General features: G+C 71.5%; 18 protein-coding genes and 1 pseudogene. 9 read left to right on the top strand and 10 right to left on the bottom strand.

Features of this window, described 5'->3' with window-relative positions:
* Positions 1-48 precede the first annotated feature (48 nt).
* The gene (gene ftsH, locus ACX25U_RS15715; protein WP_454392596.1) at positions 49-2,088 is read left to right on the top strand and encodes an ATP-dependent zinc metalloprotease FtsH; all 2,040 of its coding nucleotides are present in this window, start codon (positions 49-51) and stop codon (positions 2,086-2,088) included.
* A gap of 119 nt (positions 2,089-2,207) precedes the next feature.
* Positions 2,208-2,813: a GTP cyclohydrolase I FolE gene (gene folE, locus ACX25U_RS15710; RefSeq protein WP_454392594.1), complete on the top strand. Its 606-nt coding sequence runs from the start codon at positions 2,208-2,210 to the stop codon at positions 2,811-2,813.
* 241 nt (positions 2,814-3,054) lie between these two features.
* On the opposite strand, the gene ACX25U_RS15705 is transcribed toward folE, so the two are convergent.
* From ACX25U_RS15705 to ACX25U_RS15680, 6 genes are all read right to left on the bottom strand, one after another.
* Positions 3,055-3,543 carry a DUF3180 domain-containing protein gene (locus tag ACX25U_RS15705; protein WP_454392592.1) on the bottom strand — a complete coding sequence of 163 codons (489 nt, stop codon included), beginning with the start codon at positions 3,541-3,543 and terminating at the stop codon, positions 3,055-3,057.
* A gap of 76 nt (positions 3,544-3,619) precedes the next feature.
* A complete protein-coding gene (gene folK / locus ACX25U_RS15700) occupies positions 3,620-4,231 on the bottom strand; it encodes a 2-amino-4-hydroxy-6-hydroxymethyldihydropteridine diphosphokinase (RefSeq protein ID WP_454392590.1) in 612 nt (203 codons plus the stop codon).
* Positions 4,228-4,587 carry a dihydroneopterin aldolase gene (gene folB, locus ACX25U_RS15695; RefSeq protein WP_454392588.1) on the bottom strand — a complete coding sequence of 120 codons (360 nt, stop codon included), beginning with the start codon at positions 4,585-4,587 and terminating at the stop codon, positions 4,228-4,230. Before folB ends, folK begins: the two co-directional genes overlap by 4 nt.
* Before the next feature lie 251 nt (positions 4,588-4,838).
* A complete protein-coding gene (locus tag ACX25U_RS15690) occupies positions 4,839-5,357 on the bottom strand; it encodes a nuclear transport factor 2 family protein (RefSeq protein WP_454392586.1) in 519 nt (172 codons plus the stop codon).
* Positions 5,354-6,262 (bottom strand): dihydropteroate synthase, encoded by a 909-nt coding sequence (gene folP, locus ACX25U_RS15685; protein ID WP_454392584.1) that lies wholly within the window; start codon positions 6,260-6,262, stop codon positions 5,354-5,356. The genes ACX25U_RS15690 and folP overlap by 4 nt, the downstream gene beginning before the upstream one ends.
* A 499-nt stretch (positions 6,263-6,761) precedes the next feature.
* The gene (locus ACX25U_RS15680) at positions 6,762-8,573 is read right to left on the bottom strand and encodes a phosphatidylglycerol lysyltransferase domain-containing protein (RefSeq protein ID WP_454392582.1); all 1,812 of its coding nucleotides are present in this window, start codon (positions 8,571-8,573) and stop codon (positions 6,762-6,764) included.
* A 228-nt stretch (positions 8,574-8,801) separates the two neighbouring features.
* Here ACX25U_RS15680 and ACX25U_RS15675 point away from each other — a divergent pair, with 228 nt between their 5' ends.
* Together ACX25U_RS15675 and ACX25U_RS15670 are read left to right on the top strand one after the other, a co-directional pair.
* On the top strand, positions 8,802-9,923 hold the full coding sequence (locus ACX25U_RS15675; protein WP_454392580.1) for an alpha/beta hydrolase: 1,122 nt from the start codon (positions 8,802-8,804) through the stop codon (positions 9,921-9,923).
* 125 nt (positions 9,924-10,048) lie between these two features.
* On the top strand, positions 10,049-11,389 hold the full coding sequence (locus ACX25U_RS15670) for a hypothetical protein (RefSeq protein ID WP_454392578.1): 1,341 nt from the start codon (positions 10,049-10,051) through the stop codon (positions 11,387-11,389).
* A gap of 190 nt (positions 11,390-11,579) precedes the next feature.
* On the opposite strand, the gene ACX25U_RS15665 is transcribed toward ACX25U_RS15670, so the two are convergent.
* Both ACX25U_RS15665 and ACX25U_RS15660 read right to left on the bottom strand, forming a co-directional pair.
* Entirely contained in the window at positions 11,580-12,914 is a 1,335-nt protein-coding gene (locus ACX25U_RS15665) for a PH domain-containing protein (RefSeq protein ID WP_454392576.1), read from the bottom strand.
* Complete coding sequence (locus ACX25U_RS15660) at positions 12,911-13,414, bottom strand: PH domain-containing protein (RefSeq protein WP_454392574.1); 504 nt, start codon at positions 13,412-13,414, stop codon at positions 12,911-12,913. Before ACX25U_RS15660 ends, ACX25U_RS15665 begins: the two co-directional genes overlap by 4 nt.
* A 31-nt stretch (positions 13,415-13,445) precedes the next feature.
* Here ACX25U_RS15660 and ACX25U_RS15655 point away from each other — a divergent pair, with 31 nt between their 5' ends.
* Positions 13,446-14,597, top strand: coding sequence for an NADH-quinone oxidoreductase subunit D (locus ACX25U_RS15655; RefSeq protein WP_454392572.1), 1,152 nt, complete (start codon positions 13,446-13,448; stop codon positions 14,595-14,597).
* Here the strand turns inward: ACX25U_RS15655 and ACX25U_RS15650 are convergent.
* Complete coding sequence (locus tag ACX25U_RS15650; RefSeq protein WP_454392571.1) at positions 14,562-15,629, bottom strand: SAM-dependent methyltransferase; 1,068 nt, start codon at positions 15,627-15,629, stop codon at positions 14,562-14,564. The two genes, ACX25U_RS15655 and ACX25U_RS15650, sit on opposite strands and share 36 nt — an antisense overlap.
* Positions 15,630-15,747: 118 nt before the next feature.
* Between ACX25U_RS15650 and ACX25U_RS15645 the strand changes: the two genes are divergently transcribed.
* From ACX25U_RS15645 to ACX25U_RS15630, 4 genes and pseudogenes are all read left to right on the top strand, one after another.
* On the top strand, positions 15,748-16,953 hold the full coding sequence (locus ACX25U_RS15645; RefSeq protein WP_454392569.1) for a sensor histidine kinase: 1,206 nt from the start codon (positions 15,748-15,750) through the stop codon (positions 16,951-16,953).
* A 285-nt stretch (positions 16,954-17,238) separates the two neighbouring features.
* Positions 17,239-18,552, top strand: coding sequence for an IS701 family transposase (locus ACX25U_RS15640; protein WP_454386051.1), 1,314 nt, complete (start codon positions 17,239-17,241; stop codon positions 18,550-18,552).
* A 61-nt stretch (positions 18,553-18,613) separates the two neighbouring features.
* Positions 18,614-19,285: a response regulator gene (locus ACX25U_RS15635; RefSeq protein ID WP_454392567.1), complete on the top strand. Its 672-nt coding sequence runs from the start codon at positions 18,614-18,616 to the stop codon at positions 19,283-19,285.
* Positions 19,286-19,317: 32 nt separating this feature from the next.
* Positions 19,318-19,997 (top strand): annotated as a pseudogene (locus ACX25U_RS15630) (ATP-binding protein).
* Positions 19,998-20,024: 27 nt separating this feature from the next.
* Here the strand turns inward: ACX25U_RS15630 and ACX25U_RS15625 are convergent.
* Complete coding sequence (locus ACX25U_RS15625; protein ID WP_454392565.1) at positions 20,025-21,227, bottom strand: threonine aldolase family protein; 1,203 nt, start codon at positions 21,225-21,227, stop codon at positions 20,025-20,027.
* Between the last annotated feature and the right edge of the window lie 162 nt (positions 21,228-21,389).

The following is a 21,389-nucleotide window of genomic DNA, read 5'->3' as shown; positions in this document are numbered from 1 at the left end:
ATCAAACTCACTATGGCAGGAGGGACGGGGCGGCACCGCTCCGTATGGATGGACGTGAAGCGATACTTCCGTGGGCCGGTCATGTGGATCGTGCTGGCCGTCCTTGCCGTGGTCGTGTTGATGAACGTCGTCGGCGAGTCCGGCGGCTACAAGACGGTGGACACAGGCCAGGTCGTAGCAGCGATCAATGACAACAGGGTCCAGCAGGCCAAGCTGACCACCGGCGACGAGCAGACCATCAAGGTCGAGCTCAAGAACGGCCAGAAGGTCGAGGGCAGCTCGAAGATCCAGGCGAGCTACATCGGCGACCAGGGCGTCACCATCGCCAACACGCTGCAGACCAAGTACCAGGACAAGCAGATCCCGAAGGGCTACACGGTCTCGCCGACCAAGCAGAACGCCTTCGTCGGCGTCCTGCTCTCCCTGCTGCCCTTCGTCCTCATCGTGGTCGTCTTCCTGTTCCTGATGAACCAGATGCAGGGCGGCGGCTCCCGGGTCATGAACTTCGGCAAGTCCAAGGCCAAGCTCATCACCAAGGACACCCCGAAGACGACGTTCGCGGACGTCGCCGGCGCGGACGAGGCCGTCGAGGAGCTCCATGAGATCAAGGAGTTCCTGCAGGAGCCGGCCAAGTTCCAGGCCGTCGGTGCGAAGATCCCCAAGGGCGTGCTGCTCTACGGTCCGCCCGGCACCGGCAAGACCCTGCTCGCGCGTGCCGTCGCGGGCGAGGCCGGCGTGCCCTTCTACTCGATCTCCGGTTCCGACTTCGTCGAGATGTTCGTCGGTGTCGGTGCCTCCCGGGTCCGCGACCTGTTCGAGCAGGCCAAGGCGAACGCGCCGGCGATCGTCTTCGTCGACGAGATCGACGCGGTCGGCCGCCACCGCGGCGCCGGCCTCGGCGGCGGTCACGACGAGCGCGAGCAGACGCTGAACCAGCTGCTCGTCGAGATGGACGGTTTCGACGTCAAGGGCGGTGTGATCCTCATCGCCGCCACCAACCGCCCCGACATCCTCGACCCGGCGCTGCTGCGCCCGGGCCGCTTCGACCGGCAGATCGCCGTCGACCGCCCCGACATGCTGGGCCGTCTGGAGATCCTCAAGGTCCACCAGAAGGGCAAGCCGGTCGCGCCCGACGTCGACCTGTCCGCGGTCGCCCGCCGCACCCCCGGCTTCACCGGTGCCGATCTGTCGAACGTGCTGAACGAGGCCGCGCTGCTCACGGCCCGCAGCGACCAGAAGCTGATCGACAACCACATGCTGGACGAGGCGATCGACCGCGTGGTCGCCGGCCCGCAGAAGCGGACCCGGATCATGTCGGACAAGGAGAAGAAGATCACCGCGTACCACGAGGGCGGTCACGCCCTGGTCGCGGCGGCCTCGCCGAACTCCGACCCGGTCCACAAGATCACGATCCTGTCCCGCGGCCGCGCCCTCGGCTACACGATGGTGCTCCCGGACGAGGACAAGTACTCGACCACGCGCAACGAGATGCTGGACCAGCTGGCCTACATGCTGGGCGGCCGCGCGGCCGAGGAGCTGGTCTTCCACGACCCGACCACGGGCGCGGCGAACGACATCGAGAAGGCCACCACCACGGCCCGCGCGATGGTCACGCAGTACGGCATGACCGAGCGCCTGGGTGCGATCAAGTTCGGCGGCGACAACACCGAGCCGTTCCTCGGACGTGAGATGGCTCACCAGCGCGACTACTCGGAAGAGGTCGCCGCTCTGGTGGACGAGGAAGTCAAGAAGCTCATCGAGAACGCGCACAACGAAGCCTGGGAGATCCTGGTCGAGAACCGCGACGTCCTCGACAACCTCGTCCTGGCCCTCCTGGAGAAGGAGACCCTGGGCAAGGAGGAGATCGCCGAGATCTTCGCCCCCATCGTCAAGCGCCCGCCGCGGCCCGCCTGGACCGGCTCCTCCCGCCGTACGCCGTCGACCCGCCCGCCGGTGCTCTCCCCGAAGGAGCTCGCGCTGACGAACGGGGCGAACGGCGCGACGCCGGCGATCAGCACGGTCAAGTCCACGGCCACCGAGCCCGCCCCGGCCACGGAGCAGGCCCCGGAGGACCGTCCGGACAGCTGACGGACCTGGCGCCGGACCGCACCGGCCCCGGAATGTATGCCGCGCCCCCCTGGTTCTAGCCTGGGGGGCGCGGCATTTCGCATGTCCGCAGATCAGACACACCAGGAACGAGGCTTCACATGACCGACCCCGTGACGCTGGACGGCGAGACGACCATCGGCGAGTTCGACGAGAAGCGCGCCGAGAACGCCGTGCGCGAACTCCTCATCGCGGTCGGCGAGGACCCGGACCGCGAGGGACTGCGCGAAACACCGGCACGGGTGGCCCGGGCCTACAGGGAGATATTCGCGGGCCTGTGGCAGAAGCCCGAGGACGTCCTGACGACGACGTTCGACCTGGGGCACGACGAGATGGTCCTCGTGAAGGACATCGAAGTCCTGAGTTCCTGTGAACACCATCTCGTACCGTTTGTTGGATTCGCCCACGTCGGCTACATTCCGTCAGCCGACGGAAAGATCACGGGTCTTTCGAAGCTGGCCCGGCTCGTGGACGTCTACGCCCGCCGTCCGCAGGTGCAGGAGCGGCTCACCACGCAGATCGCGGACTCGCTGATGGAGATCCTGGAGCCGCGCGGTGTGATCGTCGTCGTCGAGTGTGAGCACATGTGCATGACGATGCGCGGAGTTCGGAAGCCCGGTGCGAAGACCATCACATCGGCGGTGCGTGGACAGTTGCGGGATCCGGCCACCCGTAATGAGGCGATGAGCCTGATCATGGCGCGCTGACCTGATTGTCAGTGGTATCCGACACGGTCCCGGAGCAGCGGAGCTCATCGCTGATACGACGGAGGTGGCGACCGTGAGGGTCCGTCAGGTCGTGGCTGTCGTGACCGACCACGTGACCTTCGCGGTGGCGCCGGAACAGAGGTCGGACCCGCGCCCGCAAGTCGTGTCGCGAGAGGCTGACCAAGTCCACGGGCCCGAGTGCCGGGCTGGACGGACATCTCGCCCTGCAGCCCGGTGGCCCTCACGCCACCGGTTCCGCCCCCGGATGGTTGTGGTCGTCGTCCTCCGGGAGTTTGCAGACCCGTTCGAGGAACAGGGCGGCCGCTATGACCGCGATGCCGGTGACGACCGAGAAGCCGGCGTAGACGGCCTGGTCGCGCCGGGCGGGGATGTCGAGGAGTTCCAGCAGGAAGACGCACGTGCCGCCGTACATGCCGGCGACGAGAGCGGCGACCAGGGCGCTGGCCTGACCGAAGACGACCGCGCGGGCCGCCATCAGGAGGTCGACGCCCTTGGCGCCGGGGCGGCGCTCTCGCTGGGCCTTCAGCCGGGCCCGCAAGGAGAGCGCCGTGGCCAGGAGGACCGCGGCGATCAGGGCGAGGACGACGGGGGCGGCCAAGGGGACGCTGGGGAGGGTCCCCACCGCGTTCCACAGACGGGCGACCGCCCAGGACAACACTCCGGCGACGAAGAACACGCCGGCCAGCACCCTGATGCGCAGCTCTCTCACGGTGTCCCTTCAGCTCCCCCGGACTGTGGTCGGTCGTACGTCTCGCGCAGGTTTTGCGTCGTCTAGACCTTAACGACTACTCGGGCAGCCGGAGTTCCAGGTCCCCCCGCGGTTCGACACCCTGGTGGGTGACCGAGGTCAGCAGGTCGGCCACCGCGCCCCGGCCGGGAAGCTGGGCCTGCGGATCCACGTCGTACCACGGGGCGAGGACGAAGGCGCGTTCGTGGGCGCGCGGGTGGGGGAGCGTGAGGAGCGGGTCGTCGGAGACGGCCTCGGCGTAGGCGACGATGTCGACGTCGATGGTGCGCGGCCCCCAGCGCTCGTCGCGGACCCGGTTGAAGGCCTCCTCGATGGCGTGGGCGCGCTCCAGGAGGGAGGACGGCGGGAGGGTGGTCTTGAGGATCACCACCGCGTTGAAGTACGACGGCTGGGTGCCGGGCTCGACGCCCCACGGCTCCGTCTCGTAGACCGGGGAGACGGCCTTGATGCGGACGCCCGGAGTGTCCTCCAGGGCGTCGACGGCGCCCTGGAGGGTCTCCAGGCGGTTGCCGAGGTTGGAGCCGATCGAGATCACGGCTCGTTTGGGGTTCTGCAGCGTGGTGTCGGCGGCGTCGACCTTCTCGACGACCGATGCGGGCACCGGCTGGACGGTCGGGTCGCTGTGCCCTTGGGTGAAGGGTGCGTTCATACTCGGCTCCGGGTGATGGTGACGGTCACGTCGTCGAAGGGGACCGTGATCGGTGCGTCCGGCTTGTGGACGCAGACCTCGACCTCCTGGACCCCCTCGTGCTTCAGACAGGCCTGGGCGATGCGCTCGGCGAGCGTCTCGATGAGGTTCACCGGCTCGCCCTCCACCACGGCCACGACCTCCTCGGCCACGATGCCGTAGTGCACGGTCTTCGCCAGGTCGTCGTCGGCCGCGGCCGGCCGGGTGTCCACTCCCATGACGACGTCCACGAGGAAGGTCTGGCCCTCCTCGCGCTCCTTGGGGAACACGCCGTGGTGCCCGCGGGCCTTCAGGCCGCGCAGCGCGACACGATCCACGCGAATCACTCCTGCAATCGTCGGCGGCGGCCGGTTCCTGCCGCGTGCGGGCGGCACACCGGTCTCGAACGAATCTACCTGCGGACACTGACAAAGCCGGGCCGCGGGGCGGCCGGGCGAGCCGGGTCCGGGGAGGCTTCACCGTGTGTTTTCCCTGGAGAACCCGGCTGCTCACGGGATGATGGCCGGCCCTTTTCCGAAGCCCGTGATTCCGGCCACGTCCCGGGACCACGCATCAGGCACCCACCCACTCAAGCGGATGCGTCGTCGTCAGCGTTTCCCTCGTCTTCGTCTTCGCTGCTTTCGGCCAGAACCGGGGAGGCGTGGTGGGACCAGAGCTTCCAGCCGAGGGATGTGCGCCGGAACACGTTGGTGGCGACGACGAGCTGTCCGACCAGCGGGCCGAGTTCGCCGCCGTCCGCGGGGGCGGGGCCGCCGCTGAGGATGTTCTCGGTGCAGGTCACCAGGGCGGTGTCGCCGGTGACCGAGACGTGCACGTCGGTGAGGAAGAACTGGATGTAGTCGGTGTTGGCCATGATCAGCGCGTACGAGCGCAGGACCTCGCCGCGTCCGGTGAGCACGGGCCAGCCGGGGTGCACGCAGGAGATCACGCCGGTGTCGGCCGGGTCGTGGTACTCCTCGTCGACGCCCAGGTCGGAGGGCGTGAGCCAGAGCGCGGACAGCTCCTCGAAATCGCCCTGTTCCAGCGCCTCGTAGAAGGCGGTGTTGGCGGCCTCCACCTGCTCGACATCGGTGTGGGGAGCGCTCACCGGGCTCCTTCGGGGGAACTCGTGCCCGGCGTGTGGCCGCCGGTGGTGCGCGCCTCCTCCACGGCGCGGGCGACCCGTACCGCGTCCGCCGTCGCGCGGACCTCGTGCACGCGTACGGCCCAGGCACCGGCGTGCGCGGCGAGCGCGGAGACGGCGGCGGTGGCGGCGTCGCGCTCGCGTGCGGGCGGCGGCGCGCCGTCGGGGCCGGCCAGCACCCGGCCGAGGAACCGCTTGCGGGAGGCGGCGACGAGGACCGGATGTCCCAGGTCCCGCAGACGGTCGAGGCGGGCCAGGAGCGCCAGGTCGTGCCCGGTCTCCTTGGAGAAGCCGAGGCCGGGGTCGACGACGATGCGGTCGGCGGCGACACCGCCCTCCAGGACGGCCTCCACGCGCGCGTGCAGTTCGTCGACGACTTCGGTGACGACGTCGTCGTACACCCCGCGGACGTTGCCGCCCTCCAGGAAGCCGCGCCAGTGCATCACGACGAACGGGGCGCCCGTGTCCGCGACCACCGGGATCATCGCGGGGTCGGCGAGGCCGCCGCTGACGTCGTTGACAAGTGCGGCGCCTGCCGCGAGCGCCTGCTCGGCGACGCGGGCGCGCATGGTGTCCACGGAGATCGTGACGCCCTCGGAGGCGAGGCCGCGGACGACGGGGATGACGCGCCGCAGCTCCTCGGCCTCGTCGACGCGGGTGGCGCCGGGGCGGGTGGACTCGCCGCCCACGTCGATCAGGTCCGCGCCCTGGGCGACGAGGTCCAGGCCGTGCTTGACGGCGGTGGTCGTGTCGAACCAGCGGCCGCCGTCGGAGAAGGAGTCGGGGGTCACGTTCACGACCCCCATGACCGCGCACCGGTCCCATACCGGAAGGCCCGCCACTCGGCCGCGCCCGCTGTGATTGCTCATACTTTCAGCGTAGGCCCCGCACCCGACCACAACATCCACGACCCGAGCGACGGCGTCCCGTCGGGCTGCCGTTGTCCTGCCCACCGCCGGGGCATGGGCCTGGCTGCGGAGGAGTGGGGCATTTGGCTGCTTGACGGATGCCGTGGGAGGGGCGTGGGCCGAGCGGTGGCGTCGGGGCGGGAACGGGCGTGGTCCCGCTGGGCTGCGGCTGTTCCGTCCGCGCCCGCGTGAGGGCCCCGAGCGAAGGGGCATGGTCTCGTTCGTTCGACGGCCGCCGTGAGTGGGCGTGGCCCGGGCGGTGAGGCCGGGGCGGTGAGGGACGGTGCCCCGCCGGGCTGTGGCTGTTCTGTCCGCCGTCGGGGCGTGGCCTGGTGGCGGAGGAGCGGGGTCCCTGGCCGCTGAAGGCCGCCGGCGGTAGGCGTGGCCCGGGCGGAAGCCCCCGGAGGGGGTGGGGGCTTCCGCCCGGGCCTGTTCGGGGGGGCACCCGCCGGGCAGGGCCCTATGCCGCGCGTACGTCCCGTTCCGTGACCGAGTGGGCGCAGGGGCGCTCGGTGGCGGTGCGGCGGCGCAGGAAGCGCGGCAGGGGCAGGGCCAGGTTGACGAAGCCCTCGGCCTGCATGGCGGCGAAGCCGATGCGGGGCAGGTCCGCGGAGGCGCGGTAGACGACGAACCGCGGCTCCCAGCGGGGCTGGAACTTGGCGTTGAACTTGTACAGCGACTCGATCTGGAACCAGCGCGAGAGGAACACCAGCAGCCCGCGCCAGGCCCGCAGCACAGGCCCCGCGCCGATCTTCTCGCCGCGCGCCAGCGCCGAGCGGAACATCGCGAAGTTCAGCGAGACACGGGTGACGCCGAACTTCGGGGCGGCCTGGAGCGCCGCGACGATCAGCAGTTCGTTCATGCCGGGGTCGGCCGAGCGGTCGCGCCGCATCAGGTCCAGGGACGCGCCGTCCTCGCCCCAGGGCACGAAGTGCAGGATCGCCTTCAGGTCGCCGTACTCGCCCGGCTCGTCGTCCCGCTTGTGCGCGGTGGCGATCAGGCAGTCGCCGTCGGAGGGGTCGCCGATGCGGCCGAGTGCCATGGAGAAGCCGCGCTCGGTGTCGGTACCGCGCCAGTCCTCCGCCGCCCGCCGGATCCGCTCCAGCTCGGTCTCGCCGAGGTCACGGATGCGCCGCACCCGGGTTTCGTAGCCGGCCCGCTCGATGCGCTTGACCATCTGACGGACATTGCGCATCGCGCGTCCGGCGAGCGAGAAATCCGCGACGTCGACCACCGCCTCGTCGCCCAGTTCCAGGGCGTCCAGACCGGTCTCCCGGGTCCACACCTCGCCGCCGGTCTCGGAGCAGCCCATGACGGCGGGCGTCCAGGAGTGGGCCCTGGCCTCGTCCATGAACCGCTCGATGGCCCCCGGCCAGGCCTCGACGTCGCCGATCGGGTCGCCGCTGGCCAGCATCACGCCGGAGACGACGCGGTACGTCACCGCCGCCTTGCCGCTGGGGGAGAACACGACCGCCTTGTCCCGGCGCAGCGCGAAGTGGCCGAGGGAGTCCCGGACGCCGTGCTTGGCCAGCAGGGCGCGCAGCCTGCTCTCGTCCTCCTCGGTCAGGCGCGCGGCCGGGTGCTCGGGGCGGAAGGCCAGGTAGACGGTGGTGACCGCGGTGAGCCAGCCGAGGGCACCGAGGGAGAAGGCGACGGTCCAGGAGGTGCTGCCCTGGTAGTCCACCGGGCCCTCGAAGCCGAACAGGCCGTAGACGACGTGGGTCAGCCGGTCCGCCACGCTGGGGTCGCCGACCATCCGGTGCCCGTGCGCGGTGACGATGATCATGCCAAGGCCCAGCGAGCCGGCGCTCATCAGGACGAAGTTGGCCAGCGCCCGCCAGCGGCTGCGCGGGTCCGGCAGCGCGACGAACTCACGGCGGTGGATCAGCAGCGGCGCGAGCAGCGCGAGCGAGATGATCACCCCGACCACGGAGTGCCGGTAGACGAACTCCGCCGCCGCGCCGGCCGGCAGCAGCACCACGGCCGCGCGCCAGGCCCGCCGCTTGCGCCGCTTCAGGCCGTGCGCGAGCAGCAGCAACAGCACGCCCACGCTGAGCGAGAGGGCCGCGGCGAACGGGCCGAACGAGCCCGGCAGCACCTCGGCCATGGCGTGCATACGGCTGTGCCTGAAGCGCGGGAAGACACCCGCGGCAATGTCCAGGAGGCCGACGACCGCGCAGGCCCTGCCGACCAGAGCGGGGACGGCTTCGGGGCGCGGGCCGCGGAGTATGCGCCGCACCCGGCTTGATCGGCTCGGAACCCCGTCCGACATTTCCCCATCTATCCTGACAGACATCGCATCCCGTAGTTCTGCGAGAGACCTTGAATCCGGTGCCGATCCCGGGCATCCGGCGACATTGCGCCCTCTAGGACGGTGTCCAGGGGAGTCAGGTTCACTCCCCGCCGGAAAGTCCGGTCAAAGGCCAGGGAAAGGCCGGGGCAAGCTCTCGCGAGGAAGCGGTGGCGGGCCCGGGCGGGAAGTGCAGGCAGGTAAGAGCCCATGGGTCTCACGAGCAACAAGGTGTTGGCACTGGCGATTCTGTTCGCCGTCCTGCTGTTCGTCGGCACGGTGTGGCTCTGGCCACGTCTGGCCCGCCGCACCTGGCGTGCGGTCGGCGGACGCGTCGGCCTGCTGCTGGCCACCCAGCTGGCACTGTTCACGTGCGTCGGACTCGCCGCCAACCAGGCCTTCGGCTTCTACGCCAGCTGGGCGGACCTGTTCGGACAGGAGAACGGCCAGGGTGTGGTCGTGAACGATTCGGCGCGCGGCGGCGGCCCACTGCAGGTGATCGGCACCCAGCAGATGCCGTTGGGCAACGGCGAGCGGCCGCAGCTCGTGGGCCAGATCCAGAAGGTCGACATCGTGGGCCGTAGGACCCGCATCGCCACGCCCGCGTTCATATACCTGCCGCCGGAGTACTTCCAGCCGCAGTACCGCACGCGCACCTTCCCCGCGGCCGTGGTCCTCACCGGCTACCCGGGCACCACCCAGGCGCTGATCAACAAGCTGCACTACCCGCGCACGGCGCAGGAGCTCGCCAAGGACGGGCGGATGCAGCCGATGATCCTGGTGATGCTGCGGCCGACGGTGGCGCCGCCGCGTGACACGGAGTGCGTGGACATCCCGGGCGGCCCGCAGACCGAGACGTTCTTCGCCAAGGACCTGCCGGACGCCGTCCTCGCCCACTACCGGGTCGGGAAGAAGCCGGGCAGCTGGGGAATCGTCGGCAACTCCACGGGTGGTTACTGCGCGCTGAAACTCGCCATGCACCATCCCGAGGTGTACGCCGCGGGCGCGGGCCTGTCCCCGTACTACAAGGCGCCGATCGATCCGACCACGGGCGATCTCTTCCAGGGGAAGCAGCATCTGCGGAACCGTGCCGACCTGCGGTGGAGCATCAAGCACCTGCCCGCTCCCGACACGTCGCTGCTCGTCACCAGCAGCAAGGTCGGCGAGAACAACTACAGGGCCACGCTCAGGTTCATAGACGAGGTGAGGGCGACGAACAGGACACGGATCTCGTCGATCATCCTCGACAGCGGGGGCCACAACTTCAACACCTGGAGGCGTGAGATCCCGGCGACGCTGCAATGGATGAGCAGCTGCCTGAGCGACCACTGAAACGATCTTGCTGAAGCGAAGGCAAAGGCGGCCGGAACTCCCGTTGCCGCATGAAGGTTTCGGTATGGCTGCCTTTTTGCCGGGCGGCCTGCCACGGCTCGTCTACGCGCGGTAAGTTTCTGGCCATGCCACGTGGACGTCACCGCCATTCCCCTCCCTTGCACAGACTGCTGCCTCCTTCGGTGATCGCCGGGGTCTCGCTCGTCTGCGCCCTGGGCCCCTGGGCGTTCACGGACGCGACCGTGCTGCGGTCGCTCGCCGCGGCCGCCGCGGCGACGGCGGCCCTGGGCGCGGTCGTCATGCGTCGCTGGGACGCGCAGGCCGGCCGGCAGGTCGCCGATCTCACGCGCGCGCGTGCGAGCGACGAGTGGCGCTTCGAGGAACGCGTCGCCGAACTCGAGACGGATCTCGAGGAGTCGCGCGAGCTGCGTGTCCGGCTCGAGCAGAAGCTGCGGGCCAAGCGTGCGGAGCTGGCGGGGCTGCGCAACGAGCACGCGGCACTGCTGCGGCGGTACGCCACGGCGGAGACCGAGCGCGCGAGCGCGCTGGAGGGCCGCCGCCTGCTGGAGATAGAGGCCGACTTCGACGTCCCTGCGCTGCCCGCCGCGCCGACGGCCGACGTGGATTCCGCGGACGCCGTGGATGTCGCGGACGCCGTGGATGTCGTGGATGTCGCGGACGCCCTGGACACGGCCGCTTCCGACACCGAGGCCGCCACGGAGGAGAAGCCGGAGGCCGAGGCCCCCGCCGTGTTCTCCCCGGAGGGCTCCAAGCTGTTCCTGCGGGCCCGGGCGGCGCTGTCGCGGTTCGACACGGACGGCGAGGAGACGAACGCGGCCGCCGCCAAGGAGCCTGACGCCTCGTCGGAGGCCGACGGCAGTGCCGACGCCGCCCCCGCGCGGGAGGACGAACCGGAGGGGCAGCCCGAGGCGGCCGACGCGCACGAGCACGCGGCCGCCACCACGACCGAGCCGACCGCGGCGACCGACTCGATCGAGCCGGTAGAGCCGGTAGAGCCGGTAGAGCCGGTAGAGCCGGTAGAGCCGGTAGAGCCGGTGGAGCCGACGGAGCCGGTGGAGCCGACCGCGTCGGCCGGAGAGGCCGCACCGGCCCCCGCGACCGATCCGGCCGAACCGGCGCGGCCGGCCAAGTCCGCGCCGCAGCGGCCCTCCGGGCACTTCACCGTGCCGACCGCGGTGGCCGTCGTACCGGCCGCGCCCACGCGGCGCCCGGTGGTCGAGGGCGGGTTCGACTTCTTCGGCACGAAGAAGGGTTCGTCGTCCACCGACCTGGACGCCGTCCAGAACGAGGACCTCGCCGACGTGGTCGGCCAGGAGGCCCTCGCCCTCCACAAGGCGGAGGCCGAGTCCCAGTACAAGCCGGCCGTGGGCCAGATCATCGACCTGACGGCCCACGACGAGACAGAACCGATCGACGTACAGGGCCTGCGCACCGCGGCCTCCTGACACCCGCCGGGCCGCGCTCGGACCGACAACCGGTCCGGTCGCGGCGCGGCGGCCCCGTGTGCGACCTTCCCCACCCACGAGAACGTCGGCGACGCGCCACACGTGCTCCCACGGCTCCTGGGACAGCGGTACGCTCCGCGCCTTCGCGTCAGGCCCGGCGCTTGTCGGCGGCGCGGCGGCCTGACCGCGCTCAGGCCATCCAGCGGTCCGGTCGCGCGGTCAGGCGTCCTGTGCGGGACCTCTCCGCCTGGGACCGCAGGAGTTCCGCCGCCTCCCCGGCGTCTCGCAGGCGGGCCGTCACGGTCTTGTCGGCGCCGGTGTCCACGTGGAGGTCGGCGACGCGCCGTGCGCGCTCCCACGGGCCCTGGGACAGCCGTACGCTCTGCACCTTGGCGTGGGGCACCAGCGCGAGCCGGCGGCACAGGAGCCCGTGCCGCGTGGCGAACACCGCGTCGGTGACGGCGACTCCGTGTCCGCGCCACCACACCGGCAGGCACCACCGGGCGCGCCGCGGCGGACGTGCCGGCGAGGCCGGCGGCGGCACCGTCGCCCCCGGCAGCACCCGCGCGATGACCGACTCGGCGACCTCGCGCGGGGCGACCGGCAGCAGCATGGAGTCGGACGACCCGGCCACGTCCAGCTCCACCCGGACCCAGCCGCGCCATCGCCACAGCAGCGGCTCCACGATCCGTACGGTCTGCACCCGCCCCGGCGGCACCGTCTCGTGGATGCGGTCCAGCAGTCCCCGGTCGATCCGCAGCCCGTCGGGCGACTCGCTCACCGTCCAGTCGTAGGAGGAGACGAAGCGGCCCGCGCTGCCGGTCACGGCCCCACCGAACAACGGCACCGCGGCGGCCAGCACCGTCCACAGGCTGTGGGTGGCCAGCCACAGCAGCGGCGGTACGACGACGGCGGCGACCAGCGAGCCCCAGGTCGCGCCGGTCAGCAGCAGTGAGACGGCGATCACGCGCGCGGGTACGCGCACGAGCTCCCGCGCGGGTGCCTCACCGACCTCGTGCGCCGACTCGGGCGCGAACCCGGCCGCCCGCGCCAGCAGTTCGGCGCGCAGCGCCCGGGCCTCCTCCTCGCCGAGGAAGGCCAGTTCGTCCTTCTTGTCCGTCCCTACGACGTCGAGCTTGAGCTTGGCCACGCCCGCGACCCGCGCGAGCAGCGGCCGGGTGACGTCGACGGCCTGGATCCGCTCCAGCCGGATGTGCGCGGTACGGCGGAACAACAGCCCGGTACGGATGCGCAGTTCGGTGTCGGTCACCGCGTAGCGGGTGAACCACCAGGACAGGAAGCCGTAGAGGGCGGCCGCGGGCACGAGCACCGCGAGCCCGATCAGCAGGGTGGTCGTGGTCAGCCGGGTGAGCTGCCGCTGCGCCTGGTTGGGGTCGTGCGCGGCCCAGCCCGCGAGCACGGCGACCGGCGCCCACGCCCGCCTGAGCGGGGTCACGGGATGCAGCCGCCGCCCGGTCACGGGCCGCTCGTCGCGTACGGCCTCCTCGCCCCCCGCCGCCGTCACAGCCCCGCCGATCGGACCTCGCCGAGCTCGGTGAGCCGGTCGCGCAGCCGTTCCGCCTCGGCCGGGTCGAGGCCGGGGATGGTCGCGTCGGTCGCGGCGGCGGCCGTGTGCAGCTGCACGGTGGCCAGCCCGAAGTGCCGCTCGACCGGCCCGGAGGTGACCTCGACCAGCTGCATCCGCCCGTACGGCACGACGGTCTCCTCGCGCCACAGCACGCCCCGGCTGATCAGCAGGTCGTCGGCGCGCTCGGCGTACCGCCAGGAGCGCCAGTTGCGGCCGAGCAGCACCCAGCCCCACGCCATCAGCGCCAGCGGCAGCAACGCGAACGCCGACCAGGCGGGACCGGCCAGCAGTCCCGGCAGCAGCCCCGCGGCCAGGGCGAACAGACCCAGCCACACCACCAGCAGCAGTCGCCGCATCCGCAGCAGGCCGCGCGGCAGCGGGATCCATATCGGCTCATTGCCGGCCGCCCGCCGCTCGTCCACACTCCCCGTTTCCATGGGGCAAGCGTACGTAGGGGAGACTGTGTCCATGACTCCTACCACGGAGACCACGGTCGGGATCGGCGGCGCCGCGGAGAGCACCGACATGGTGCTCAACATCGGACCCCAGCACCCGTCCACGCACGGAGTGCTGCGGCTGAAGCTGGTGCTGGACGGCGAGCGCATCACGCGCGCGGAGCCGGTGATCGGCTATATGCACCGCGGCGCGGAGAAGCTGTTCGAGGCGCGTGACTACCGTCAGATCATCATGCTGGCCAACCGCCATGACTGGCTGTCGGCCTTCTCGAACGAGCTGGGCGTGGTCCTGGCCGTGGAGCGGATGCTGGGCATGGAGGTCCCCGCGCGCGCGGTGTGGACGCGCACGCTGCTCGCGGAGCTCAACCGGGTGCTCAACCACCTGATGTTCCTCGGCTCCTACCCGCTGGAGCTGGGCGGCATCACGCCGGTCTTCTACGCGTTCCGGGAGCGCGAGGTCCTGCAGAACGTCATGGAGGAGGTCTCCGGCGGCCGGATGCACTACATGTTCAACCGGGTCGGCGGCCTGAAGGAGGACCTGCCGGCCGGGTGGGCCACGCGCGCGCGTGCCGCGGTCGCCGCCGTGCGCTCGCGCATGGACGTCTTCGACGACCTGGTGCTGGGCAACGAGATCTTCCGGGGGCGCACGCGGGGCGTGGGCGTCCTCTCGCCGCAGGCCGTGCACGCCTACGGCGTGAGCGGCCCGATCGCGCGCGCCTCGGGCGTCGACTTCGACCTGCGCCGCGACGAGCCGTACCTCGCCTACGGGGAGCTGCGGGACGTCCTGAAGGTCGTCACCCGGCAGGAGGGCGACTGCCTGGCCCGCTTCGAGTGTCTGCTGGAGCAGACCCACAACGCGCTCGACCTCGCCGACGCCTGCCTGGACCGGCTGGCCGAGCTGGAGCCCGGCCCGATCAACCAGCGGCTGCCGAAGGTCCTGAAGGCGCCCGAGGGGCACACGTACGCGTGGACCGAGAACCCGCTCGGCATCAACGGCTACTACCTGGTCAGCAAGGGCGAGAAGACCCCGTACCGGCTGAAGCTGCGCTCGGCCTCGTACAACAACATCCAGGCGCTCACCGAGCTGCTGCCGGGCACGCTGGTGGCGGACATGGTGGCGATCCTGGGCTCAATGTTCTTCGTGGTCGGGGACATCGACAAATAGGGCCGGCAGCTCCAGGACACCGACCGGCTGCACCAGCCAGCCGAAGTCACCGAGCCCGCCGGCCGCGGTGAGCTCGGCGGCCTCCCCGGCGCGCGCCAGAGCACGTACGTACTCTTCGGGGCGCGTGGAGGCGAGCGACAGCGGGGGGCGTGCGCTGGCGATGCCCAGGGCGCGCAGGGCGTCGCGTTGGGTGAACAGACGGGCGCCCGGGGGCGCGTACGCGGCGCACGCGTCCAGCGCCACGTGCGCCGTGATATCGCACGAGCCGTCCGGTACCGGCGCCGTCTCCCGGCCCTCCCGGAAGCCGGTGAGCGTGCCGAAGGGCGGCCGGGTGTCCGCCGTGTGCGCGTAGTCCACGGCGACCGCCAGGCCCCGCCCCACGCGGGCGACCGCGGCGGCCCAGGCGGTGTCCCGGGGCAGCCCGATCTCCGCGCGCAGCCCCTGCTCGGGCGGCAGCGGCCACCACCGCGCCAGCCACCGGGCCTCCGCCTCCGGCACCGGCTCCCCGAGCCGCTCGGTGCCGTCCCTCCGTACGAGAACGCGCCGGGGTACGCCCGCGGAATCCACCTCCGCGACCTCCACCGGCACGTTGTCCAGCCACTCGTTGGCGAACAGCAGCCCCGTGATTCCTCGTGGGGGTTCGGGCAGCCACTCGATCCGGTCGTCGAGACCGTCGGGCCGGCCGGCGATCTCGACGGCGTACACGCGCGTGCGTGCGGCCACGTCCGTGGGCAGCGCGGCGAGCGCCCCGGCGGCCAGCTCGCCCCGCCCGGCCGCCATGTCCACGAAGTCCAGTGCCGCCGGGCGGCCCAGCGCCTCGTCGACCAGGCACAGCAACCGCGCCACGGCCCGCGCGAACAGCGGCGAGGCGTGCACGGACGTACGGAAGTGCCCGGCCGGCCCCTCCGGCCGCCGGTAGAAGCCGCCCGGCCCGTACAGAGCCTCCTCGGCCGCCACCCGCCAGCCGCGCCACTCCTCCGCCGAGCCGTCCGCCTCGGTGTCCGCGGTGCAGCCCTCTGTGTTGTCCGCCACCCCGCCAGACTAGGCGCACAGGTGATCACGGCCTCCACCTTGGGGAGTACGAGCGCCGGGTGCGGATCGGTCCTCCGGTTGACTCCTGCACCCATCCCGCTTGCCTACTCTGGGTTACGTGCAGCGCCTCTATGACTTTCTCCGCAGGCACCCGATGTGGGTCGACGGCTTCTGGGCCCTCTTCCTGCTCGGAATTTCCGGCGTGAGCGTATTGAGCATCCATAGGGCGCCGGACCACCACGGATCACTCGGCGCGGCCCTGGCCGTCTCCGTCGTGCTGTGCGCGGTCGTCGCACTGCGCCGCCGGATGCCCGAGAAGATGCTGTTGCTGGCGGCGGCCACGGGCGTGGCACAGCTGGTCCTGGACGTCCAGACCTCGGGCGCCGACTTCGCCATGCTGGTGATCATCTACACCGTCGCCGCGGACGGCGCCCGCTGGGCCTCCCGGTTCGCCCTGGCCGGCGGGCTGTGCGCGGCGACCCTCGCGCAGATCCGCTGGCCGCAGCACGGCACGAGTGCCCTGGGCAACGTCGCCGTAGCGGTCTTCATGACGGTGCCGTTCGCCCTCGCCTGGGTGCTCGGCGACTCCATGCGCACCCGCCGCGCCTACTTGGCGCAGCTGGAGGAGCGCGCCGCCCGCCTGGAGAAGGAGCGCGAGGCGCAGGCCAAGGTCGCGGTCGCCGCCGAGCGCGCCCGGATCGCGCGCGAGCTGCACGACGTGGTCGCGCACAACGTGTCGGTGATGGTGGTGCAGGCCGACGGCGCCGCCTACGTCCTCGACGCCGCGCCCGACCAGGCGAAGAAGGCCCTGGAGACCATCTCCTCCACCGGCCGCCAGGCCCTCGCCGAGATGCGCCGCCTGCTGGGCGTGCTGCGCACCGGGGAGCACCAGGAGAGCGGTGAGTACGTGCCACAGCCCGACGTCGACCAGATCAAGGAGCTGGTCGAGCAGTGCCAGGCCTCCGGACTGCCCGTCGACTTCAGGATCGAGGGCACCCCGCGCCCGCTGCCCAGCGGGGTCGAGCTCACCGCGTACCGGATCGTGCAGGAGGCCCTGACCAACACCCGCAAGCACGGCGGGCCGAACGCGGGCGCGAGCGTGCGCCTGGTCTACTTCGACGACGGTCTCGGTCTGCTCGTCGAGGACGACGGCAAGGGCGCCCCGCACGAGCTGTACGAGGAGGGCGGCGCCGACGGCCGGGGCCACGGCCTGATCGGCATGCGCGAACGCGTCGGCATGGTCGGCGGCACCCTGGACGCGGGCCCGCGCCCCGGTGGAGGCTTCCGCATCAGCGCCCTGCTGCCGCTCAAACCGGCGCACTGACGCGGACGCACGCCCCCGTCGCCCCGGTCGCGCCCCCTGACCCTCTGGCCCCCTGACCCTCTGGCCCCCTGACCCTCTGGCCCCCTGACCCTCTGGCCCCCTGACCCTCTGGCCCCCTGACCCTCTGGCCCCCTAACGGTGGTCCGTTGTGATCGGGCGCTTGCCGCAGTGTGATGGGAAGAGGAGTTCGCTGCGGCAGGTGAGGGAATCATGGTTACCGATCGGCTTTCGGTGGCTGCGGCGCCGGGTCCGTTGGAGGGGTACCTGGCCTTGTTCGATCCGTTGTTGGTTTCGCGTGCTCAACGGGCTGCCATCAGGGACTACACGGCCGGTCTGCTGCGTCCGAGCGAGCGGAACAAGACCTTGACGGCGCTGGCGGAGACCGAGCCCGGGGTCGGCTCCAAGCACCGCGAGGAGCAGCGGCTGCAGTGGTTCCTGTCGGAGTCGCACTGGGATCACGAGGCGATCAACGACCGCCGGATCGAGCTGCTGATGGCGGACCCGAGAACGGCTGCACATGGTGACGGGGTGCTGGTGATCGACGATTCGGGGGACCGGAAGTCCGGGCATGCCACCGAGTACGTGGCCCGGCAGTACATCGGCTCGCGCGGCAAGGTCGAGGAGGGGATCGTGGCGGTCACCACCTGCTGGGCCGATGAGAAGGTGTACTGGCCGGTGCACACCGTGCCCTACCAGCCGGCCGCGCGGCTGCCGGGCGGGAAGAAGGACCCGGGGTTTCGGACCAAGAGCCGGATCGCCACGGAGCTGGTCCACCGGGCACGGGACGCCGGGATCCGCTTTCGCGCGGTGGTCGCCGACGCGGACTACGGACCCAGCCGCGGCCCGGTCGTGGTCGACAACCTGGACCACACCGCAGTGCCCTTCGTCGTGGCCTTCAGTCCCACCACGCAGATCCACCGCGACGACGGTCCACCGCTCACCCCGGCCCGGGCAGCGGCCGAAGTGCCGTTCAGTTCGCCCTCCAGGCCCGGCCGCTGGCACCGGATCACCCGGCACCTGCGCGACGGACGCACCGAGGAGTGGTGGGCCGCCGACGTCGTCTGCGGCCCCTATGGCCCCGACCGTGCCCGGCGCATGATCGTGGCCACCGTCGATCCGAAGACCCTGCCCAGGACAAGCACCCGCTATCTGGCCACGAACCTGCCCCGCCGCCCTCGGCGCGGATCGTATCCGCCGGCCACCCCGGCGGAGGTCCTGCGGCTCTACAGCCTGCGCAACTGGGTCGAACAGGAATACAAGCAGGTGAAACGCGAACTGGGCTGGGCCGACTTCCAAGTGCGTTCCGCAGAGGCCATCCAGCGCCACTGGACCCTGGTGAAGCTGGCGTTCACGTTCTGCTGGTGCAACGACAACGACAAGTCCCGAGGGCCTGTCCAGCCGTCCGGCGCCGATCCGGACGGACCACGACCTGACACCTGGCCACAGCGGCTGCGCCGGATCCGGTCCTGGCTCGTCCCGTTCCACGACCTGCTCCGGATCATCCGATCCGGAGCCCTCGCCCGCGTCCCACACGAGATCGACCAGCTCACCGCCGGCCTGGCCGGCGGCTGCGGCATCAACCTCTACCTACCGCCGTAACCGCCGACCCGATCACAACGGACCACCGCTAACCCGCTGACCACAGGACGGAAGGACCCCGATGACGATCCGCGTGATGCTCGTCGACGACCAGATGCTGCTGCGCACCGGATTCCGGATGGTGCTCGCCGCCCAGCCGGACATGGAGGTCGTCGCGGAGGCGGGCGACGGCGTCGAGGCCCTGCAGGTGCTGCGCGCCACCGCCGTCGACGTGGTGCTGATGGACGTGCGCATGCCAAAGCTGGACGGCGTGGAGACCACCCGCCGCATCTGCTCCGAGCCCAACCCGCCGAAGGTGCTGATACTGACCACCTTCGACCTCGACGAGTACGCCTTCTCCGGGCTGAAGGCGGGCGCCTCCGGGTTCATGCTCAAGGACGTGCCGCCCGGCGACCTGCTCGCCGCGATCCGCTCGGTGCACAGCGGCGACGCCGTCGTCGCGCCCTCCACCACCCGCCGCCTGCTCGACCGGTTCGCGCCGATGCTGCCCACCGGCGGCAAGGAGCCGCAGCACAAGGAACTGCAGCGGCTCACCGAGCGCGAGCGCGAGGTCATGGTGCTGGTCGCGCAGGGCCTGTCGAACGGTGAGATCGCCGCCCGGCTGGTGCTGTCCGAGGCGACCGTGAAGACCCACGTGGGCCGCATCCTGACCAAGCTGGGCCTCAGGGACCGGGTGCAGGTGGTGGTCCTGGCCTACGAGACCGGCCTCGTCCGGGCCGGCGGACACGGCTGAACGGAGCGGGCGGGCGTCGGTAGGGTCTGCGCATGCTCCTGTGGATCAACGGCCCCTTCGGGGGCGGCGATCCATCAGGGAACTGCCCGCGCACGAGATCCGGCACCGCCTGCCCGGCAGCGTCGTCTGCGACCCCGAGCACGCCGGCTTCGGCCTGCGCCGTATGCTCCCGCCCGAACTGCGCGGAGCCCGCGGCCGGAGCCCGCGGCCGGAGGCCGCTGATAGACGTCTTCCAGGAGTTGGCGTCCTGGCGGCGGGGCGTGGTCGAGGTTCTGGACCTGGCCCTCACCCGGCACGAGGGCGTGGTGATCGCCCCATGACCGTCACCGACTCCGGCCACTTCACCGAGACCATCGGCCGGCTGCGCGAACTGGGCCACGACGTACGGCACTTCACGATCCTCACGGAACGCGAGACCGTTCTGAAGCGGCTGCGCGGGCGTGGCTCGGGGCACCTGCTCACTTACGCCGGAGGGAGGAACGCCGGCCTGGGCAGGGAGACCTGGACCGTACGGCAGCTCGGCCACTGCCTCGAACTGCTGCGCGAGCCGAAGTTCGCCGAGCACCTGTGGACGGACCACTCGACCGTGCCGAAGACGGCCGACCGGAGCGCGGTCCTGGCAGGCCTGACGCCGAAGCACAACAGGGAGGGCCCGCCGCGGACCCGGCTCAGGCAGGCGAAGGTGGGCGTTCGGCACATCCGGCTCGACTGACGGGCGACGCCGGCGGCGCCCGGGCGATCACCTGCCCTTACCGGCGTTCTCCTCCAGCCGTGCCACGAACTCCGCGACCGCCGTCCGCACGTCGTCCGCCGTCCACTCCAGGCCGGCGGCTCGCACGGAGACCTCGGTGAAGGCCAGGCCGGGGCCCATGGCGTTCCAGCCGGCCGTGAAGAGCATCGTGCGCGTCTCCTCGGCGGTCCGGATCGCGGCCTCGGCGGCCACGTCGGCCTCGTACGGCAGCCAGAGCTGGAACTCGTGGGTGTGCGGTACCTCGGGGTGCACACGCACCCACGGCAGCCCCGCCGCGGCGAAGCCCTCGTGCAGTGCGGCGGCCACCACGCGCGCGTGCCGCACATACTCGGGCAGGCGAGGCAGCTCCCGCTCCAGGCCGGCCAGGGCCGACAGGGCCGTGGGGAACTGCTGGAACACGTTGCCGCCGTACCGGTGCCGCCAGGCCCCGGCCTCCTCCACCAGTTCCTTCGGGCCGGCGAGCGCGGCGCCGCCGTAGCCGTCGAGGGACTTGTAGAACGACACGTACACGCTGTCGGCCAGGTCCGCGATCTCCTCCAACGGACGGCCGAAGTGCACGGTGGACTCCCACAGGCGCGCGCCGTCGAAGTGCACCACCGCGTCGCGCGCGCGTGCCGCCTCGACGAGCCCGGTGAGTTCCTCCCAGGAGGGCAGAACGAAACCGGCGTCCCTGAGGGGAAGTTCGAGCATCAGCGTCCCGAACTGCTCGTCGAGGCGGCGCACTTCCTCGGCGGTCGGCAGCCGGGGCGCGCTCGTCACCCGCACTGGGCGCAGACCGGAGACCTGGCTGAGCGCATGCCTCTCGTGCACCTCGGGATGGGCCAGGGCGTGCAGCGCGACCGTCGGGTTGCCGGTGCGGCCCGCCCAGCAGCGCAGGGCGACCTGCTGGGCCATCGTGCCGGTCGGGAAGAAGGCGGCGGCCTCCGTGCCCAGCAGCTGGGCGACCTTCTCCTCCAGGGCCTCGACGACCCCGTTGCCGTACAGGTCCGACGCCTCGTCGAGGTCGTGGACCTCCTCCGCCCGCTCCAGCAGCGCCAGCCGCTCCCGGAGCGTCCCCAGGAACCCGGGGCGCGCGAGCACCCGCTTCGCGCCTCGGTACGCTCCTGTGCGCCGCTCGCGCAGCCGCTTGCGCCGCTCCTCGTCCGAGAGCCGCTCTTCCCGCCGGTCGTCCTGCTCCGCCGCATCACTCATGTCCCGGATCATCGCGTGTACCGGCCGCGGCGGGCACCCGGATTTCCGTGCCGGGTTCGTGGGGAAACCCACAGCCTGTGGACGAACGAACGCCCCCGGAACCGATCGCGTTAACATGACGAGAAATCGTCCGGTACCCGAAGCGGACTGGAACGGAAGGCC

Source organism: Streptomyces sp. JNUCC 63 (assembly GCF_054366325.1).
The sequence above is the reverse complement of the archived record's forward strand: the minus strand, read 5'-3'. Positions and strand labels throughout refer to the sequence as shown.

What these genes read in the sequence shown, in the direction of transcription:
- folP (WP_454392584.1), bottom strand. Translation starts at nt 6,262, where the DNA reads ATGAGCAATCACAGCGGGCGCGGCCGAGTGGCGGGCCTTCCGGTATGG.
- ftsH (WP_454392596.1), top strand. Translation starts at nt 49, where the DNA reads ATGGACGTGAAGCGATACTTCCGTGGGCCGGTCATGTGGATCGTGCTG.
- ACX25U_RS15655 (WP_454392572.1), top strand. Translation starts at nt 13,446, where the DNA reads ATGACTCCTACCACGGAGACCACGGTCGGGATCGGCGGCGCCGCGGAG.
- ACX25U_RS15625 (WP_454392565.1), bottom strand. Translation starts at nt 21,227, where the DNA reads ATGAGTGATGCGGCGGAGCAGGACGACCGGCGGGAAGAGCGGCTCTCG.
- ACX25U_RS15680 (WP_454392582.1), bottom strand. Translation starts at nt 8,573, where the DNA reads ATGTCGGACGGGGTTCCGAGCCGATCAAGCCGGGTGCGGCGCATACTC.
- ACX25U_RS15675 (WP_454392580.1), top strand. Translation starts at nt 8,802, where the DNA reads ATGGGTCTCACGAGCAACAAGGTGTTGGCACTGGCGATTCTGTTCGCC.
- ACX25U_RS15660 (WP_454392574.1), bottom strand. Translation starts at nt 13,414, where the DNA reads ATGGAAACGGGGAGTGTGGACGAGCGGCGGGCGGCCGGCAATGAGCCG.
- ACX25U_RS15635 (WP_454392567.1), top strand. Translation starts at nt 18,614, where the DNA reads ATGACGATCCGCGTGATGCTCGTCGACGACCAGATGCTGCTGCGCACC.
- folE (WP_454392594.1), top strand. Translation starts at nt 2,208, where the DNA reads ATGACCGACCCCGTGACGCTGGACGGCGAGACGACCATCGGCGAGTTC.
- folK (WP_454392590.1), bottom strand. Translation starts at nt 4,231, where the DNA reads ATGAACGCACCCTTCACCCAAGGGCACAGCGACCCGACCGTCCAGCCG.
- ACX25U_RS15670 (WP_454392578.1), top strand. Translation starts at nt 10,049, where the DNA reads ATGCCACGTGGACGTCACCGCCATTCCCCTCCCTTGCACAGACTGCTG.